The sequence below is a fragment of the Microbacterium sp. MYb72 genome, from assembly GCF_002979415.1.
Classification (GTDB): domain Bacteria; phylum Actinomycetota; class Actinomycetes; order Actinomycetales; family Microbacteriaceae; genus Microbacterium; species Microbacterium natoriense.
This window is the reverse complement of the sequence record NZ_PCOT01000029.1, coordinates 1-17,680: the sequence shown is the minus strand read 5'-3', so window position 1 is coordinate 17,680 and position 17,680 is coordinate 1. Positions and strand designations below refer to the sequence as shown.

The window sequence follows — 17,680 nt, the reverse complement described above, 5'->3', positions numbered from 1 at the left end:
TACGTTCGTGCGCAATTCAAACCCTTGGCGAAAGCCCGTCATCATCGCCGGCATCGTCCTCGCCGTGGTGCTCGCCGCCGCGGGCGTGGTGCTCCTCGGAAACGACTACCGTTTCACCCAGACCGCGGTGCAGATCCCGACCCCCGACGGTCGACTCGACGGCGTGCTCACCATGCCGCGCACCGACTCGCCCCGAGGCCTCGTCGTCATGGTGCACGGCGACAGCGCCGTGGATGCGACGCAGGACGGCCTGTACTCCCCCTGGTTCGAGGGCGCGGCCGACGCGGGATTCGCAACGCTCTCCTGGAGCAAGCCGGGAGTCGGCGGATCGACCGGCGACTGGCTGGACCAGTCGATGGACGATCGCGCCGCCGAGGTGAGCGTCGCCATCGACTGGGCCCTGGGACAGACCGGCATCCCGACCGAGCGGATCGTCCTGTGGGGAGCCAGCCAGGCGGGGTGGGTCATGCCGAAGGTCGTCGCCGAGCGCGACGACATCGACGGCGTGGTCGCGGCGGGGACGGCGATCAACTGGCTCACGCAGGGTCGATTCAATCTCCTCGCCGACCTCGACCACGAGAACGCGACCGAAGCCGCCCGCGCGCAGGCCATCGCCGAGAGCGACGCCGTGCGCGGGCTCCTCGACCGCGGCGCCTCGTACGAGGAGTATCGCGAGATCACCACCGACGATCCGCCGATGACCGCCGAGCGATGGGCGTTCGTCGCCCGCAACATGCACGCCGACGCCACCGCGGACCTCCGCGCCTCCGCGGTGCGGGAGATCCCGGTCCTCCTCCTCATCGGCGAGCACGACCGCAACGTCGACGTCGATGAGACCGAGCGCGTCTACCGCGACGTCTTCGGCTCGGCGCTGAGCGTGCGTCGGGTCGACTCGGCGCACTCCCTGGCGCGTCCGGTCGTCGAAGACAACGCGTTCGTCGGAACACTGATCGGCACGGTGTGGCCGAGAGCTCTCCTCGCTCCGGGCGTGATCGACGCCTACACGGGCTCTCTCCGCGCCATCGACTGAGACTCCGAGACCCTTCGGGGCAGTTCGTCTGGCGCGGCGCTATTCGGCGGACTCGTCGATCGCCGCCTCCAGGCGCTCGATCTTGGCGTCGAGCTCGCCGGAGTAGCCGGGGCGGATGTCCGCCTTCAGCACGAGCGAGACGCGGGAGCCGAACGGCATCACCGCCTCGGTGGCGCGCTTCACGACATCCATCACGGAGTCCCAGTCCGGGCCCTCGATCTCGGTGAACATGCTCGTGGTGCGGTGCGGGAGTCCCGACTCGCGGACGACGCGGACGGCGGCGGCGACCGCGTCGTGCACCGACGCGTCGTCGCGTTCGGATCCTCCGGACGGTGTGCCGCTCGGGGCGACGGAGAAGGCGATGAGCATGTTCACTCCCTGGTGTTCGATGTGGGGCGGGCTGGCACCCGCAGCAGCGCGCGGATGCCGAGGATGAAGAGGACGACGAGGAGGACATTGCGCAGCGACAGCACGATGACGGGCAGCAGCTCTGCGCGCAGCAGGGCGTCGTAGTTCAGCGGATACACGAGGCAGGTCAGCAGCGCGAGAGCCAGCACGACCCCTGCGGGTGCCTTCGCTCTGACGCGATCGAGCACGAGCCAGAGGATGACCGGCGCGAGCAGCCAGGTCTGGAACTGCGGAGACCCCACCTTGTTCATCACGATGAGCGTCGTCGCCAGCGACAGCGCGAGCGGCGGGAACAGCCGGGAGAAATCCGCCCCGCGTATGGCCTTGACGGCGCCGATCACGGCGATGACGAGGACGACGAGCGCCATCAGCGGGGTGAGCGCGGCGCCGACAGCATCCGCCCCCTGCGCCGAGATCTGGAAGGTGAGGATGTCGTAGCTGTACTCGATGCGCGCCGAACCGGCGACGGCGAGCCAGAGGAACGGCGTCGCCGCCACCGCCTCGATCTGCAGGCCGCGGCCGGTCTGCTCGGAGAGGAACCCGAGGATCTCCTGCCGGGCCCCCAGCAGGTACAGCGCGACGATCACCGCGGCGGTGACGGATGCGGCGGCGAGGAGCATTCGCACCCGCGCCTTGAACGCCACGACGGCCGCGAGCAGCAGGGCTCCCGGCCAGATCTTGATCCACGCGCCGACCGTGAGCAGCGCGGCGGCGAGCGCGGGGCGACGGGTGAGCCAGAGCCCGGCGATCACCACGAGCGGCACGGTCACGGCATCGATGCGGTACAGCGCGATGGGGCCGAGAAGGAGCAGGGCCACGATCCAGAACCATGCGGCGACACGTCGCGGTCGTGCCGGAGAGCGCCCGAGCAGCACGCCGAAGGCGATCGCGTCGAGGGCCGTCACCATCGCCGCCCACGCGAGGAGATAGGCGCTCGATGCGCCGAGAGCCGGGATGAGCGGCAGCGACATCGCCTTGGCCAGCAGCATGGGCAGGAGGGCGAGCTGCGGATACACCCAGGTCTCCGTGACACCCACGATCGGTCCACCCGACAGGGCGGATGCCGCCCACGGCTCGTACACGAGCACCACGTCGCCCATGGGCTGGCTCGGGTACACCCAGCCCACGACGACCGTGAACAGGTGCACGAGCAGGAAGGCCGTCCAGAGCCCGACCAGTCGGACGTCGCCGGAGCGATTCACGAGAGCAGGTCCCCGATCGCACGGGGAAGCGCGGCGGCGACGTCCAGGGCGACGATCGGATGCCCCTGACCGGTCGCCTCCGTGCCGATGACTCCCGCGGCGAGCCTGCCCGCGCGGCCGTGAAGCCAGGCGCCGGCGGCGGCGATCTCCGCGATCGGAGCCTCAGGGCACGCCGCGAGCAGTGCGCCGATGACCCCCGCGAGGACGTCGCCGGTGCCCGCCGTGGCGAGCCAGCCGGTGCTCTCTCGGACGCTCAGGACGACCCCGTCGCGATCGGCGACGAGCGTGCGGGCGCCTTTGAGCAGCACGGTGCCGCCGAGCGCTGCAGCGACCTCGGCGACCGCCGATTCAGGGCTCTGATCTGCAGGGCGCAGCCGCAGACTCTCCCGAAGACGCGCGAACTCCCCCGCGTGCGGGGTGACCACGAACGGCGCCGCCGCGCCGAGAGCGAGATCGAGAGCACCCGCGTCGACCACGACGGGCGCGGCGTCCGCGAGGACCTCCCGCAGCGCGGTCGTCTCCTCCTCGGTACGCAGAGCGGCATCGGTGCCGGACCCGATCACCCACGCGCCCACGCGCGAACGACCGGCATCCTGGGCGATCACCGTCTCAGGGCGGCGCGCGAGCACGGCATCCGCTGCCCGGCCCGGCCCGACGTACCGCACGAAGCCGGCCCCCGCCCGCCACGCAGCCTCGACGCCCAGCACGGCCGCGCCCGGGTAGGCGTCCGACCCTGTGCGCAGGGCGACGACGCCGCGCGAATACTTGTCAACGGCGTCCGAGGGCGCTCTCAGGAAGCGCGCGGTATCGCTCCGCGACCACTCTCGGACATCGACCATGACTCCACGTTAGTGCGACGACCCTCGGTACCTCCCGCAGCGGCTAGCGTCGGAGGAGTGAGCATCCTCTTCTCTCCCCTGAGCGTCCGATCCGTCACCCTCCGCAACCGGCTCTGGGTCTCACCCATGTGCATGTACAGCGCGGTCGACGGCGTCGTGCAGGAGTGGCACCACACGCACCTCGCCCAGTTCGCGTCCGGCGGGGCCGGGCTCATCATCGCCGAGGCGACGTCGGTCGTCCCCGAGGGGCGGATCTCGCCGCGCGACGCCGGCCTGTGGAACGACGAGCAGCGCGATGCGTGGGCGCCGATCGTGCAGGCGATCCACGACCGCGGCGCCGCCGCCGGAATCCAGCTCGCCCACGCCGGGCGCAAGGCGTCGACGTGGTGGCCGTGGGCGGCGGAGCGCGGTTCGGTGCCCGCCGCAGAGGGTGGCTGGACCACTCTCGCGCCCTCCGCCGTGGCCTTCGACGGCTTCGCCGAGCCCCGCGCTCTGGATGGCGCCGGGATCGACGCGGTGGTCGAGGCCTTCGCGGCATCCGCTCGTCGCGCGCTCGACGCCGGGTTCGACGTGCTCGAGATCCACGGCGCGCACGGCTACCTGCTGCACCAGTTCCTCTCCCCCCTGTCGAACCTCCGGGAGGACGAGTACGGTGGCTCGCTGGAGAACCGGGCGAGGCTGCTGCTCCGTGTCATCGACGCCGTCCGCGCCGAGGCGGGGGCCGACGTGCCCGTGTTCGTGCGGATCTCGGCGACCGACCACGCCGACGGAGGCTTCACAGCCGAGGAGGCGACGACTGTCGGCACGTGGTCCTCCGAGCACGGCGCCGACCTCATCGACGTGTCCAGCGGCGGGCTCGTCGCTCATCAGCGGATCGACGTCTTCCCCGGCTACCAGGTCGCGCTGGCCGAGACCGTGCGCCGAGGCGGGAGGGTCCCCGTCTCGGCGGTCGGACTGATCACCGCGGCCGAGCAGGCGGAGCAGGTGCTCGTCGACGGTGCGGCCGATGCGATCTTCGCCGGCCGGGAGTGGCTGCGCGATCCGCACTTCGGGCTCCGCGCCGCGCACGAGCTCGACGCGCAGACGACCTGGCCTCCCCAGTACGAGCGCGCCCGCTGGCGCTGAGCCCCGGAGGGCGCGCGGTCAGTGACCGCGCACCCTCCTGGTCGCGTCCTGGACCTCGCCGACGAGCTCCTCGAGGATGTCCTCGAGGAACAGCACGGCGGTGGTCTCGCCCTCCGCGTTCCGCACCTTCGCCAGGTGGCGTCCGGCGCGGCGCATCACGGCGAGCGCATCCTCGAGGTCCGTGTCCTCCTGCACCGGCACCATGTGGTGGATGCGCTTCGCCGGCAGCGGCTCGGCCATCCTCACCTCGGCGTTCGGCCCCTCGGAGGCGCGCAGGATGTCCTTGAGGTGGACGTACCCGATCGGGGTGTCCTCGGCGTCGACGATCACGTAGCGGGAGAACCCGTAGCGGGCGACCGCCTTCTCGATGTCGTCGGGCGTCGTCGACTGCGGCAGCGTCACCAGATCGCTCAGCGGCACGGCGACGTCGCGCGCCTTCTTGTCGGTGAACTCGACGGCGGCCGCCACGGTGCCCGCCGAGTCGGCCAGCACGCCCTCGCGGCGGGACTGGTCGACGATCGTCGCCACCTCGCCCAGGGTGAACGTCGACGCTGCTTCGTTCTTCGGCTCCACGCGGAACAGCCGCAGCACGCCGTTCGCGGCGGCGTTGAGCACCCAGATGACCGGCATGAAGACCTTCGACACCCAGACCAGCGGCGGGGCGAGCAGCAGCACGGCGCGGTCCGGCAGCGAGAACGCGAGGTTCTTCGGCACCATCTCGCCGAACACCACGTGCAGGAACGACACGATCAGCAGCGTGATCGTGAAGGACACGGCGTCGACGACGGCATCCGTCCACCCGAACGCATGCAGCGGAGCGGCGAGCAGATGGTGGATCGCCGGCTCGGAGACGTTCAGGATCAGCAGCGAGCAGATCGTGATGCCCAGCTGCGAGGTCGCGAGCATGAGCGTCGCGTGCTCCATCGCGTACAGCGCCGTCTTGGCCGAGCGGGAGCCCTGCTCCGCGCGCGGCTCGATCTGCGAACGACGAGCCGAGATGACGGCGAACTCGGCGCCGACGAAGAAGGCGTTGCCGATGAGCAGCACCACGAGCCAGACGATTCCCGCCCAATCGCTCATCGGGTCACCTCCTCATCCGCGTCCTCTGATCTCGGGACGTAGCGGATGCGGTCGACCCGTCGGCCGTCCATGCGCACGACCTGGAGCACACCCGATTCGAGAGGCACCTCGTCGCCCACCGCGGGCACGCGCTCGAGGACGCTCATGACGTAGCCGGCGACGGTGTCGTAGACATCGCCCTCGGGCACCTCGACGCCCGCACGGCTGCGCAGCTCGTCCGGTCGCAGCTCGCCGGGGAAGGTCACGCCGTCGCGACCGACGATGACGCCCGCGCGGGTGCGGTCGTGCTCGTCGGACACCTCGCCGACGATCTCCTCGATGAGGTCCTCGAGGGTGACCAGACCCGCGGTGCCGCCGTACTCGTCGACGACGACGGCGAGCTGATAGCCGCGGGCCCGCAGCTCGGAGATGAGTCCGTCGATGTGCACCGTCTCCGGCACGCGCAGCGGCTCGGTGGCGAGCGCGCCCACCGGCACCTCGGAGCGACGGTCGCGCGGCACCGAGATGGCGGCCTTCAGATGGACCACGCCGGTGATGTCGTCGAGGTCGTCGTCGTACACGGGGAAGCGGCTGTGCCCGGTGCGCCGAGCGAGCTGGATGACGTCATCGGCCGAATCACCCGCGGCGATCGCGTGCATGCTGGGTCGTGCCGTCATGACGTCGGCGGCGGTGAGCCGTGCGAAGGTCAAAGTGCGGTCGAGCAGCGTCGCGGTGTCCTCTTCGAGCAGGCCGGCCATGGCGGAACGGCGGACGAGCGAGGAGAGCTCCTCGGCGGTCCTGGCGCCGGAGAGCTCCTCCTTGGGCTCGACGCCCATGCTGCGCAGCACGCCGTTCGCGCTCCCGTTGAGCACGACCACGGCCGGTTTGAACACGGTCGTGAACGCCACCTGGAAGGGGATGACCATCTTCGCCGTCGCCAGCGGCAGCGCGAGGGCGAAGTTCTTGGGGACGAGCTCGCCGAGGATCATCGACAGCGAGGTCGCCACGACCATCGCCACGACGGTCGAGATCGGCGCGATCGCCGCCTCGGGGATGCTCCACGCGACGAAGGTCGGGCGCAGGAGGTTCGACAGCGCGGGCTCCATCGTGTATCCGGTGAGGAGCGTCGTCAGCGTGATGCCGAGCTGCGCCGCCGACAGGTGCGTCGACGTGTGCCTGAGCGCACGGATCGTGAGGGAGAGCCGGGTCTCGCCGCGAGCCTGACGCGCCTCGAGTTCGGCACGGTCGAGGTTGACCAGCGCAAACTCGCTCGCGACGAACAGGCCGGTCCCGACTGTGAGCAGGAGCCCCACGCCCAACAGGATGTAATCCATCAGAGATTCCTCTCGCTATCGAGAGGCGGGCGGTGGGGCGATGTACTGCAACTGGGAGGGTCGTCCATGGTGAGCACGATTGTACAGAATCCGGCTGAGGGTCAGGCGCGCCCGTGACGACCCTCGTGCCTGAGGCTCTCGCGCCGACGTCCGCTCGGGCGCAGCACCCCGCGCGACGGGGTTCTCGCGGCGCGCCTACCAGCTGACGGGCAGGGCCTTGCCCTCTTCGTAGCCCGCCGCCGACTGAAGACCCACGAGTGCGCGGTCGTGGAACTCCGGCACAGACGACGCACCGGCGTAGGTGAACGAGGAGCGGACACCGGAGGTGATCATGTCGAGCAGATCCTCGACGCCCGGACGCAGCGGGTCGAGGTAGATCTTCGACGAGGAGATGCCCTCGGCGAAGAGCTCCTTGCGCGCGCGCTCATAGGCGTCCAGCCGACCGAATCGGGCCTGGACGGCCTTGGTCGACGCCATGCCCCAGGACTCCTTGAAGATCCGCCCGTCGGCATCGCGCTGCAGCTCGCCCGGCGCCTCGATCGTGCCGGCGAACCAGGAGCCGACCATGACCGACGCGGCCCCCGCGGCGAGCGCCAGCGCCACGTCGCGCGGGTAGCGCACTCCCCCGTCGGCCCAGACGTGGGCGCCGAGCGACCGCGCTGCTTCCGCGGTCTCGAGCACGGCGGAGAACTGCGGACGCCCGACGGCGGTCATCATGCGCGTCGTGCACATCGCGCCGGGGCCGACCCCGACCTTCAGGATCGTCGCTCCGGCGTCGACCAGGTCGCGCACGCCGTCGGCGGTGACGATGTTGCCGGCGACGATCGGCAGCCCGAGGTCGAGCGACGACACCTCGCGCAGCGCGCGCAGCATCCCCTCCTGGTGCCCGTGCGCGGTGTCGACGACGAGCACGTCCACACCGGCGGCGGCCAGCGCACGGGCCTTGGACGCCACGTCGCCGTTGATGCCGACAGCCGCGGCGACCGCGAGACGGCCGTCCGCGTCGAGGGCGGGGCGGTACAGGGTCGCTCGCAGCGCGCTGCGAGCGCTGAGGGTGCCGACCAGGTGTCCGTGGCGGACGATCGTCACCATCTCGACACCGGCGTCGGTGATCACGTCGAACGCGTGCCGCTCGGAGCCGATGTCGTCCGCGTCGAGCGAGGGCGTGCCCGTGTGCACGAGATCCCCGAGCTGAGCGTCCATCAGCGCGGTCGCAAGGCGTGCGGCGGGCAGGATGCCGAGGATCTGCTCGACCGTGTAGGGGGCCGTCCCCTTCGCCACGACGATGCCGTGCCCCGCGGTCGCGGGGAGCAGCCGGAGCGCCTCGGAGACGGATGCCGTCGGCGGGAGCACGAGGGGCGTGTCCCAGAGCACCGGCTGGTCCTTGACGTCGCGGATCGCGGCATCCAGATCCTGCAGCGGCATGTCCTGCGGAAGCACCCCGAGCCCACCGCGTCGCGCGAGCACGGCGGCGAGCCGCGGCCCCGTCACGGAGTTCATGTTCGAGGCGACCAGCGGCAGCGTCGCCGGGGTGCCGTCGTTCGGGGCGAGATCGACCTGCAGACGGCTCGTCACGCCGGATCGGCGCGGCACGAGGAACACGTCCGAATAGGTCAGATCGACGGTGGGCTGCTTGCCTGCGAACTCCATGACTCCACGGTACCGAGATCATCGGCATCTTGGCGTGCCGCGACGACGAATCCCCCGGGGAAACACGTTAGGCTTGTGGGTCGAGAGTGTGCAGACCCGGGCGCATCCTGCGTCCTTGTGAGCACACGTTGAGATTCAGCGATGAAAGAGGGCGATCGAGCGTGTCGAACCAGGTGACCGGCGTCGGGGGCGACGGGGGGTTCGGAGCCAATTCCTGGCTCGTCGAAGAGCTCTACGAGCAGTTCAAGGTGAACCGCGACTCCGTCGACAAGGAGTGGTGGCCGATCCTGGAGAAGTACCAGTCGGATGCCGCGACCGGCACCGCCGCAGCCGCATCTCCCGCTCCCGCTCAGCCCGCGCACCCTGTGACGGCTCCGATCCCCGTCATCGGCGCGCAGCCCGTCGCACGCACCACGGCCAAGCCCGCAGCAGCCGCCCCGATCCCCGCCCAGGCGCCGAAGCCCGAGGCGAAGGATGCGGCAGTCGACGCGGCCGAAGAGGACAAGGTCACCCCGCTGCGCGGTCTGCCCAAGACCCTCGCCGCGAACATGGACGAGTCGCTGACGGTTCCGACCGCCACCAGCGTCCGCACCGTTCCCGCGAAGCTGATGATCGACAACCGCATCGTCATCAACAACCACATGGCTCGCACCCGCGGCGGCAAGATCAGCTTCACGCACCTCATCGGCTGGGCGCTCATCCGCACGCTCGACGAGTTCCGCAGCCAGAACGTCTTCTACGCCGAGATCGACGGCAAGCCCTCGGTCGTCGCCCCCGCGCACGTCAACCTCGGCATCGCGATCGACCTTCCCAAGCCCGACGGCACCCGCGCCCTCATGGTGCCGAGCATCAAGCGCGCCGACACGATGACGTTCAGCGAGTACCTCGTCGCGTACGAGGACCTCGTCACCCGCGCTCGCAACAACAAGCTCACCGCCGCCGACTTCCAGGGCACCACGGTCTCGCTCACGAACCCCGGCGGCATCGGCACCGTGCACTCCGTGCCGCGTCTGATGAAGGGCCAGGGCTGCATCATCGGCGCCGGCGCGCTCGAGTACCCGGCCGAGTTCCAGGGCGCGAGCGACAAGACGCTGAACGAGCTGGCGATCGGCAAGACGATCACCCTCACCAGCACCTACGACCACCGCGTCATCCAGGGCGCCGGATCCGGCGAGTTCCTGAAGAAGGTGCACGAGCTGCTCATCGGGCAGCGCGGCTTCTACGACGACATCTTCGCCGCCCTGCGCATCCCGTACGCGCCGATCCGCTGGAACGCCGACATCGCGGTGGACCTCGCCGAGCGCGTCGACAAGCAGGCTCGCGTGCAGGAGCTCATCAACTCGTTCCGCGTCCGCGGACACCTGATGGCCGACATCGACCCCCTCGAGTACGTGCAGCGCTCGCACCCCGACCTCGAGATCGAGAACCACGGCCTCACCTTCTGGGACCTCGACCGCGAGTTCGTCACCGGCGGATTCGGCGGACGTCGCATCGCGAAGCTGCGCGACATCCTCGGCGTGCTGCGCGACTCGTACTGCCGCACGCTGGGCATCGAGTACATGCACATCCAGGACCCGGAGCAGCGCCGCTGGTTCCAGGAGAAGGTGGAGGTCAAGTACCAGAAGCCCGGTCACGACGAGCAGCTCCGCGTCCTCCGCAAACTCAACGAGGCCGAGGCGTTCGAGACCTTCCTGCAGACCAAGTTCGTCGGCCAGAAGCGCTTCTCCCTCGAGGGCGGCGAGTCCCTCGTCCCCCTGCTCGACGAGATCCTCCAGGGCGCCGCGAACGCAGGGCTCGAGGGCGCGGCGATCGGCATGGCCCACCGCGGCCGCCTGAACGTCCTCACCAACATCGCCGGCAAGACCTACGGCCAGGTGTTCCAGGAGTTCGAGGGACACCAGACCCCGGGCAACCAGCGCGGCTCCGGCGACGTGAAGTACCACCTCGGCACCGAGGGCACCTTCATCGCCGAGGACGGCGCTCAGCTGCCCGTCTACCTCGCGGCGAACCCCTCGCACCTGGAGACCGTGGACGGAGTGCTCGAGGGCATCGTGCGCGCGAAGCAGGACCGCAAGCCCATCGGCACCTTCACCTGGCTGCCGATCCTCGTGCACGGCGACGCCGCGTTCGCCGGACAGGGCGTCGTCGTCGAGACGCTGCAGATGTCGCAGCTGCGCGGCTACCGCACGGGCGGCACCATCCATGTCGTCGTGAACAACCAGGTCGGCTTCACCACGACCCCGAACGACGGCCGCACGTCGGTGTACTCCACCGACGTCGCCAAGACGATCCAGGCGCCGGTCTTCCACGTGAACGGCGATGACCCCGAGGCCGTCATCCACGTCGCACAGCTGGCGTTCGAGTACCGCGAGCGGTTCCACCGCGACGTCGTCATCGACCTGGTCTGCTACCGCCGCCGCGGTCACAACGAGGGAGACGACCCCTCGATGACGCAGCCGCTGATGACAGACCTCATCCAGGCGAAGCGCTCGGTGCGCAAGCTCTACACCGAGTCCCTCGTTGGGCGCGGCGACATCACCGAGGAGGAGTACGACCAGGCGAAGGCCGACTTCCAGAACCGTCTGGAGATCGCGTTCGCCGAGACGCACGCCGCCGAGACCGGTGCGACCCCGATCGCCCCCGACCTGCTGCCCGTCGACGAGCAGATCGGCGCGCCCGAGGTCACCGGCGTCGCGAAGGAGGTCATCCAGCTCATCGGCGATGCCTTCGTGAACAAGCCCGAGGGCTTCACGGTGCACCCGAAGATCCAGCAGCTGCTCGACAAGCGCCTCGACATGAGCCGCAACGGCGGCATCGACTGGGGCTTCGGCGAGCTGCTCGCCTTCGGCTCCCTGCTCGTGGAGGGCACTCCGGTGCGTCTCGCCGGTCAGGACTCCCGTCGCGGCACTTTCGTGCAGCGCCACGCGACCCTGCACGACCGCGCGAACGGCCAGGAGTGGCTGCCGCTGTCGAACCTCTCCGACGCCCAGGGTCGCTTCTTCGTCTACGACTCGCTGCTCAGCGAGTACGCCGCCCTCGGCTTCGAGTACGGCTACTCCGTCGAGGCGCCCGAGGCGCTCGTGCTGTGGGAGGCGCAGTTCGGCGACTTCGTCAACGGCGCCCAGTCCGTCATCGACGAGTACATCTCCGCCGCGGAGCAGAAGTGGGGCCAGCAGTCCAGCGTGACCCTGCTGCTCCCGCACGGCTACGAGGGCCAGGGACCCGACCACTCGTCGGCGCGCATCGAGCGCTTCCTGCAGCTGTGCGCGCAGGAGAACATGATCGTGGCCCGCCCGTCGACCCCCGCCTCGCACTTCCACCTGCTGCGCCGTCAGGCCTACGCACGTCCGCGCAAGCCGCTGATCGTGTTCACGCCGAAGGCGATGCTGCGTCTGCGCGGCGCCACCAGCCCCGTCGAGGCGTTCACCAGCGGGCGCTTCGAGCCGGTCATCGACGACGACCGCGGTCTCGACCGCAGCGCTGTCAAGCGGGTGCTCGTGCACTCGGGCAAGGTCCACTGGGACCTCCGCGCCGATCTCGAGAAGAACCCGAACCCGGAGGTCGCGCTCGTCCGTCTCGAGCAGCTGTACCCGACCCCGATCGACGAGCTGAAGGCGATCACCGACTCCTACCCGAACGCCGAGCTGGTGTGGGTGCAGGAGGAGCCGGAGAACCAGGGCGCCTGGCCGTTCCTGGCTCTGGCCTTCGCCGACGTCCCCGGAGACCGCACGTTCCGCCCGGTCGCCCGCGCGGCGTCGGCCTCCCCCGCGACCGGCTCGTCGAAGGTCCACGCGGCCGAGCAGGCGACGCTGATCCGCGAGGCGCTCACCGTCTGAGCATGTGAAAAGGGCGCCCCGACGTCGGTCGGGGCGCCCTTTCGCGTATCTCTCCTGATTCAGCGGAGGGATGCCGTGGCCGGCATCCGCTGGGCGAAGCGCTCGTCCGTGCTGAGCCCCGTGCTCGCCCGCGCGAGTGCTTCGGCATCCGCTCCCGCGTCGCCGAGCGCGAGCAGGGCGGCTCCGAGCACCGGCGGGGCGTCGACGATCGACAGTCTCGCGAACGGGACCCGCGCGGCGAGCCCCTCAGTGATGCCCGCCAGCAGGAGCGGGTCGCGCGCTCTCGCGACGCCTCCGCCGAAGACGACGGGGACGTCGGCATCGAGGAGTCCGAGCCGGTCGATGCACGCGGCCACGTACGCGACGACCTCCTCCGCCTGACGCTGCACGACGGAGCGGGCCACGGCGTCGCCGGCGTGAGCGGCCTGGAAGATGAGCGGCGCCAGTCGGGCGAAGCCCTCGTCGGCCCGGCGGCCGAGGTGGACGTCCTCGATCAGCGCGCTCACGCTCGGCGCATCGATCGCGTCGAGCAGCAGCGGACGCAGCGCGGTCGCTGGCCCCCGTCCGTCTTCGGCGCGTGCCGCATGCCACACCACGGCGTCGCCCAGCTCGCTCCCGCCGCCCCAGTCGCCGGACAGCGGACCCAGCGCGGGGAACCGCACCGCGGCGCCGTCCGCGCGTACCCCGATCGCGTTCATGCCCGTCCCGCAGATCACCGCGACCGCGTCGCCCGAATCGGTGCCCGCCCTCAACAGGGCGTGCAGGTCGTTCTCGGCGATGACCGAGCCCGCCGCCCAGGGCAGAGGGGCGATCGCCGACCGGAAGGCCTCGATCTCATCGGTCAGGTCGAGCCCGGAGAGGTACAGGCCGACATGGACGAGCCGCCGCGGATCTCGATCGCCGAGTGCCTTCACGACGAGCTCGTCGATGATCCTCACGGACTCGTGGAGGCCTTCGAGCTGCGGACTCGAGCCGTGGCCGCGCTCCCAGGCGATCACGGCGCCGGACACGTCGAGCAGCACGACATCCGTCTTGGAGCCGCCTCCGTCGACGGCGAGGACGACATCGGATGCCGCGGTCACGCCCACTCCAGGAACCGGGAGTTCGCCGCCAGCAGCAGATCGGTGAGCTTCTCCGCTCTGTCGTGCTGCAGGACCAGCGGGTGCGCGCGCATCGCGCGGAGCACTCGATCGCGGCCCCCGTGGACCGCGGCGTCGAGGGCGAGGCGCTCGTACCCGGCGACGGCGCTGATCAGTCCGCTGATGTCGTCGGGAAGAGGGGCGACCGGCTCGGCGACGAACCGTCCGTCGATGTGCCTGGCCGGCACCTCGATCACATGGTCGTCGGGGAGGAAGGGCAGCACGCCGTCGTTCCGGAGGTTGACGACCCTGGGCAGCTCGGTGCCACCGCGGATCGCGATGAGCAGCTCGATCGCCGCCTCCGAGTAGAACGCGCCGCCGCGCTTCTCCAGGATCTCGGGCTTGGTGTCGATGGCGTCGTCGGCGTAGATGCCCAGCAGCTCCTGCTCGATCGCGCGCACCTCCTGCGCCCTGGTGGATGCGTGCAGCTGCTCGTGCAGCACCTCGTCGTGCGCGTAGTAGTAGCGCAGATAGTACGAGGGGATGACACCGAGCTGCGAGAGCAGCGCGGGTGCGAGCTCGACGTCCTCTGCGAGCTCGCCCAGACGCGTCTCGAGCGCATTCGGCAGCATGTCGACGCCGTCGACGAACACTCCGCGCTCCCAGGTGAGGTGGTTCAGCCCGACGTGCGCGAGCGCGACACGGTCGGGGGCGACTCCGGCCTCCGAGGCGAACCGGCGCTGGAAGCCGATGGCGACGTTGCACAGACCGACGGCGCGGTGCCCCGCCTGGAGCAGCGCACGGGTGACGATGCCCACCGGGTTCGTGAAGTCGACGATCCAGGCGTCGGGCTTCGCGTGCGCGCGGACCACCTCGGCGATCCGCAGCACGATCGGAACCGTGCGCAGCGCCTTCGCGAGTCCCCCGGGGCCTGTGGTCTCCTGACCGATGCAGTCCACGTCGTGCGGCCAGGACTCGTCCTGCTCACGGGCATCCTGCCCCCCGACGCGCAGCTGGATCAGCACGGCATCCGCGTCGGAGACGCCGGCGACGAGGTCGTCCGTCGTCGTGAGGCGGGCAGGGTGCTCTCCTCGCAGCAGCATGCGACGTGACATGCCTCCGACGAGCTCGAGCCTCGTGCGGTCGGTGTCGACGAGCACGAGCTCCTCGATGGGAAGTTCCCTCTGAAGTCGGATGAAGCCGTCGATCAGCTCCGGGGTGTAAGTCGATCCACCGCCGACGATGGCGAGTTTCATCTGCTCTCCTTGTGCTTTCTTCTGTGCGCCCGTGCGGGTCACTGTGTGGGGATTCGGTCTTCGAGCCGGCCGCGGATCTGCTCCACGAGCAGACGCCGGGCACCGGCGAGAACGGCGCTGTCGCCGGTCGTGCTGAGTCGGACGGAGGGAGTCGGCCGCTCCTCGCTGAGGACGATCTCGCCGACGAGCTCGGCGAGGCGATCCCCGCCCGCGAGCGAGGTCGGACCGCCGAGCACGACGAGCTGCGGATCGAGCACAGCGAGCACGGGCTCGATGGTCACGGCTATGCGCCCGGCGATCTCCCGCAGCGCGCGCTCGTCCCCTGCGATCGCGGCGACGCCCTGCGGATAGCGTGCCGTCGACGGCGCTCCGGCGAGGTTCATGACGTACGCGGAGCCGAGCAGGGCGGTGGTCACGGCACCCGGCTCCCCCGGTCTGCCGGCCACGGTCAGGTAGCCGATCTCACCGGCTCCGCCATGAGCGCCCCGATGGATGGAGCCGCCGAGGTCGACCCCGATGCCGAGTCCGACGCCGATCCAGAGGAGAGCGAAGCTGCCGGCATCCTGAGCGACCCCGAAGGCCCGCTCGGCCATGGTGGCGAGATTGACGTCGTTCTCCAGGGTCGCCGACACACCGAGGCTCGATTCGATCCGTTCTCGGGAACCCTCCGACGGCCAGCCGGGGAGCGTGTCGGTCAGGGACAGCGTGTCGGAGCCGCTGCTGACGGCGGCCTGCAGTCCGACGGTCACGGCCTCGACCGTGCTCCGTTCGGCACCGGATGCCGCGCACGCCGCCTCGATGGCCCGGCCGACATCGCTCTCCGGCGACCGCTCCACGTCGTGGACCGGCAGCTCGATGATCGGATGCGGTGTGCCGAGAGCATCGACGAGAACCGCCTGGATGCCGTCGTCGAGCATGTTGACGGCGACTCCGTTGATCCGGTCGTTGCGGACGCCCCAGCTCACGGCGCTCGGACCTCTGCTGCCGGCGACCTCGCCGACCGGGGCGACGAGGTCGGCGCGCTCCAGACGGGCGATCATCTGCGTCGCCGTCGGCTTCGACATCCCCGAGAGCTCTCCGAGGCGCGTGCGCGTGAGCGCGCCGTGCTCGAGGAACAGGCGAAGGGCTTCGCGGTCGTTCCTGGTGCGCAACCAGGACGAGGTGCCCGGGTCGATCTGTGACATGGATGCTCCTTTCGCTGATCGGGATGGTCGTTCGGGTCGCCGGATCCGCCTCCCCGCTCGTGCGGGGTGGCGGGCCGTGCGAACGGTGTCAGTGGATGCCGAGCTCGGCGCGGACCTCGTCGCGGAGCCGGCCGAGGTTGTCGGGTTCGGGGGCGGCGGCGAGGAGGGTGCGGGTGTACTCGTGCTGAGGGTGCAGGATCACGTCGTCCGCGGGACCGCGTTCCACGACATCCCCCTTGTAGAGCACCATGATCTCGTCGCTGAAGTGGCGGGCCGTCGCGAGGTCGTGCGTGATGTACAGCACGCCGAGGTTCTCCTCCCGCTGCAGATCCGCGAGCAGATTGAGGACTCCGAGCCGGATCGACACGTCCAGCATGCTCACCGGCTCATCCGCGACGATGAACCGGGCGCCGGGGGCGAGGGCGCGGGCGATCGCGACGCGCTGCCGCTGCCCGCCCGACAGCTCGTGCGGACGCCGGTCCACGTAGTCCGCGGCGGGCGACAGGCGCACGCGATCCAGCAGCCCGAGCACACGCTCCCGCACCTGCGCCGACGACAGACCGGGGTGGTGCAGGCGTATCGGCCGCTCCAGGTGGTGACCGATCGTGTGGAACGGGTTCAACGACGCGAACGGATCCTGGAACACCATCTGCACGTCCGACCGGTACGCGGCCAGAGCCCGTCCCCTGGTGGGCGTCTCGACCCCGTCGATCAGGATGCTCCCCGACGTCGGCGTCTCCAGCTTCATCAGCATCCGCGCGATCGTGGACTTCCCCGATCCGGACTCCCCCACCAGAGCGACGGTCCGCCCGGCCTCGACGGTGAACGACACGTCCTTCACCGCATGGAGGACGGTCGAGCGGAACCCCGATCGCAGATGGAAGTCCTTGCTGAGATTCCGCGCCTCCAGCGACGCCACCGCTTCCGCGCTCATCGGACACCCTCCTGGCTCGCGCCTGTGCGCACGAAGTCCCCGCGCTCACCCGTCAGCGACGGGAAGCTCGACAGCAGCCGCTTCGTGTACTCGTGCTGCGGAGACCGGTAGATGTCCTCCGCGGTCCCCTCCTCCACGATCTGCCCCTGCAGCATCACCGCGATCCGATCGCTGATCTCGATCAGCATCGGCAGGTCGTGCGTGATGAAGATCACCGCGAACCCCAGCCGCTCGCGCAGCCGCATGATCTCCCGGATGATGCCCCGCTGCACGACCACGTCCAGCGCCGTCGTCGGCTCGTCCATGATCATCACCTGCGGGTCCAGCGCCAGAGCCATCGCGATCATCATGCGCTGCCGCATGCCGCCGCTCAGCTCGTGAGGGAAGGAGGTCAGACGCGCCGGATCCACACCCACCAGGGTGAGCAGCTCCTCCGCGCGCGCCTGCTTGTCCCGCCGCGCCATCCCCGGGCGATGCGTATCGAAGATGTCGAAGATCTGCGCCCGCACGTCGATCACCGGGTTCAGGGAGTTCATCGCGCCCTGGAACACCATCGAGATCTTGTCCCACCGGAACGCCCTGAGGCCCTCGCCGTCGAGCGCCACGATGTCGATGTCCCGACCGTCGCGGTCGTGGAACACGATCTCGCCGCTCGTCATCAGCGCCGGAGCCTTCAGCAGCCGGTTCAGTCCGTACGCGAGAGTGGTCTTGCCGCACCCCGACTCCCCCGCGAGCCCCAGGATC

14 protein-coding genes are annotated in these 17,680 nt (G+C 70.2%); 3 read left to right on the top strand and 11 right to left on the bottom strand.

The annotated features are described in order from the left end of the window. Window positions 1-7: 7 nt before the first annotated feature. Window positions 8-1,030, top strand: a complete 1,023-nt coding sequence (locus tag CQ047_RS14820) for a S9 family peptidase (protein WP_258132698.1) — start codon at window positions 8-10, stop codon at window positions 1,028-1,030. Between the two features lie 39 nt (window positions 1,031-1,069). Here CQ047_RS14820 and CQ047_RS14815 read toward each other — a convergent pair whose 3' ends face one another. From CQ047_RS14815 to CQ047_RS14805, 3 genes are read right to left on the bottom strand one after another with little or no spacing between them, the layout of a single operon-like run. Next, window positions 1,070-1,399: a thiamine-binding protein gene (locus tag CQ047_RS14815; protein WP_105676514.1), complete on the bottom strand. Its 330-nt coding sequence runs from the start codon at window positions 1,397-1,399 to the stop codon at window positions 1,070-1,072. 2 nt (window positions 1,400-1,401) lie between these two features. Then, window positions 1,402-2,640: a hypothetical protein gene (locus CQ047_RS14810; RefSeq protein ID WP_223586668.1), complete on the bottom strand. Its 1,239-nt coding sequence runs from the start codon at window positions 2,638-2,640 to the stop codon at window positions 1,402-1,404. Continuing rightward, window positions 2,637-3,479: an NAD(P)H-hydrate dehydratase gene (locus CQ047_RS14805; RefSeq protein ID WP_105676512.1), complete on the bottom strand. Its 843-nt coding sequence runs from the start codon at window positions 3,477-3,479 to the stop codon at window positions 2,637-2,639. Before CQ047_RS14805 ends, CQ047_RS14810 begins: the two co-directional genes overlap by 4 nt. Before the next feature lie 57 nt (window positions 3,480-3,536). Here CQ047_RS14805 and CQ047_RS14800 point away from each other — a divergent pair, with 57 nt between their 5' ends. Then, window positions 3,537-4,604, top strand: coding sequence for an NADH:flavin oxidoreductase/NADH oxidase (locus tag CQ047_RS14800; RefSeq protein WP_105676511.1), 1,068 nt, complete (start codon window positions 3,537-3,539; stop codon window positions 4,602-4,604). A gap of 18 nt (window positions 4,605-4,622) precedes the next feature. Here CQ047_RS14800 and CQ047_RS14795 read toward each other — a convergent pair whose 3' ends face one another. The 3 genes from CQ047_RS14795 to CQ047_RS14785 all read right to left on the bottom strand — a co-directional run bounded on the left by CQ047_RS14795 (window position 4,623) and on the right by CQ047_RS14785 (window position 8,647). After that, entirely contained in the window at window positions 4,623-5,684 is a 1,062-nt protein-coding gene (locus tag CQ047_RS14795) for a hemolysin family protein (protein WP_105676509.1), read from the bottom strand. After that, the gene (locus CQ047_RS14790) at window positions 5,681-6,997 is read right to left on the bottom strand and encodes a hemolysin family protein (protein WP_105676507.1); all 1,317 of its coding nucleotides are present in this window, start codon (window positions 6,995-6,997) and stop codon (window positions 5,681-5,683) included. The genes CQ047_RS14795 and CQ047_RS14790 overlap by 4 nt, the downstream gene beginning before the upstream one ends. Before the next feature lie 195 nt (window positions 6,998-7,192). Beyond that, complete coding sequence (locus tag CQ047_RS14785; RefSeq protein WP_105676506.1) at window positions 7,193-8,647, bottom strand: GuaB1 family IMP dehydrogenase-related protein; 1,455 nt, start codon at window positions 8,645-8,647, stop codon at window positions 7,193-7,195. A gap of 161 nt (window positions 8,648-8,808) precedes the next feature. Between CQ047_RS14785 and CQ047_RS14780 the strand changes: the two genes are divergently transcribed. Continuing rightward, on the top strand, window positions 8,809-12,483 hold the full coding sequence (locus CQ047_RS14780; RefSeq protein WP_105676504.1) for a multifunctional oxoglutarate decarboxylase/oxoglutarate dehydrogenase thiamine pyrophosphate-binding subunit/dihydrolipoyllysine-residue succinyltransferase subunit: 3,675 nt from the start codon (window positions 8,809-8,811) through the stop codon (window positions 12,481-12,483). 59 nt (window positions 12,484-12,542) lie between these two features. On the opposite strand, the gene CQ047_RS14775 is transcribed toward CQ047_RS14780, so the two are convergent. From CQ047_RS14775 to CQ047_RS14755, 5 genes are all read right to left on the bottom strand, one after another. Further along, a complete protein-coding gene (locus CQ047_RS14775; RefSeq protein ID WP_258132697.1) occupies window positions 12,543-13,565 on the bottom strand; it encodes an N-acetylglucosamine kinase in 1,023 nt (340 codons plus the stop codon). Next, window positions 13,562-14,818: a 6-phospho-beta-glucosidase gene (locus CQ047_RS14770; protein WP_105676501.1), complete on the bottom strand. Its 1,257-nt coding sequence runs from the start codon at window positions 14,816-14,818 to the stop codon at window positions 13,562-13,564. The genes CQ047_RS14775 and CQ047_RS14770 overlap by 4 nt, the downstream gene beginning before the upstream one ends. A 38-nt stretch (window positions 14,819-14,856) precedes the next feature. Then, window positions 14,857-16,002: an ROK family transcriptional regulator gene (locus tag CQ047_RS14765; protein ID WP_105676500.1), complete on the bottom strand. Its 1,146-nt coding sequence runs from the start codon at window positions 16,000-16,002 to the stop codon at window positions 14,857-14,859. Window positions 16,003-16,090: 88 nt separating this feature from the next. Then, window positions 16,091-16,936: an ABC transporter ATP-binding protein gene (locus CQ047_RS14760; RefSeq protein WP_105676499.1), complete on the bottom strand. Its 846-nt coding sequence runs from the start codon at window positions 16,934-16,936 to the stop codon at window positions 16,091-16,093. Then, a partial coding sequence (locus CQ047_RS14755; RefSeq protein WP_105676498.1) for an ABC transporter ATP-binding protein occupies window positions 16,933-17,680 on the bottom strand: 748 nt, incomplete at its 5' end. The genes CQ047_RS14755 and CQ047_RS14760, both read right to left, overlap by 4 nt.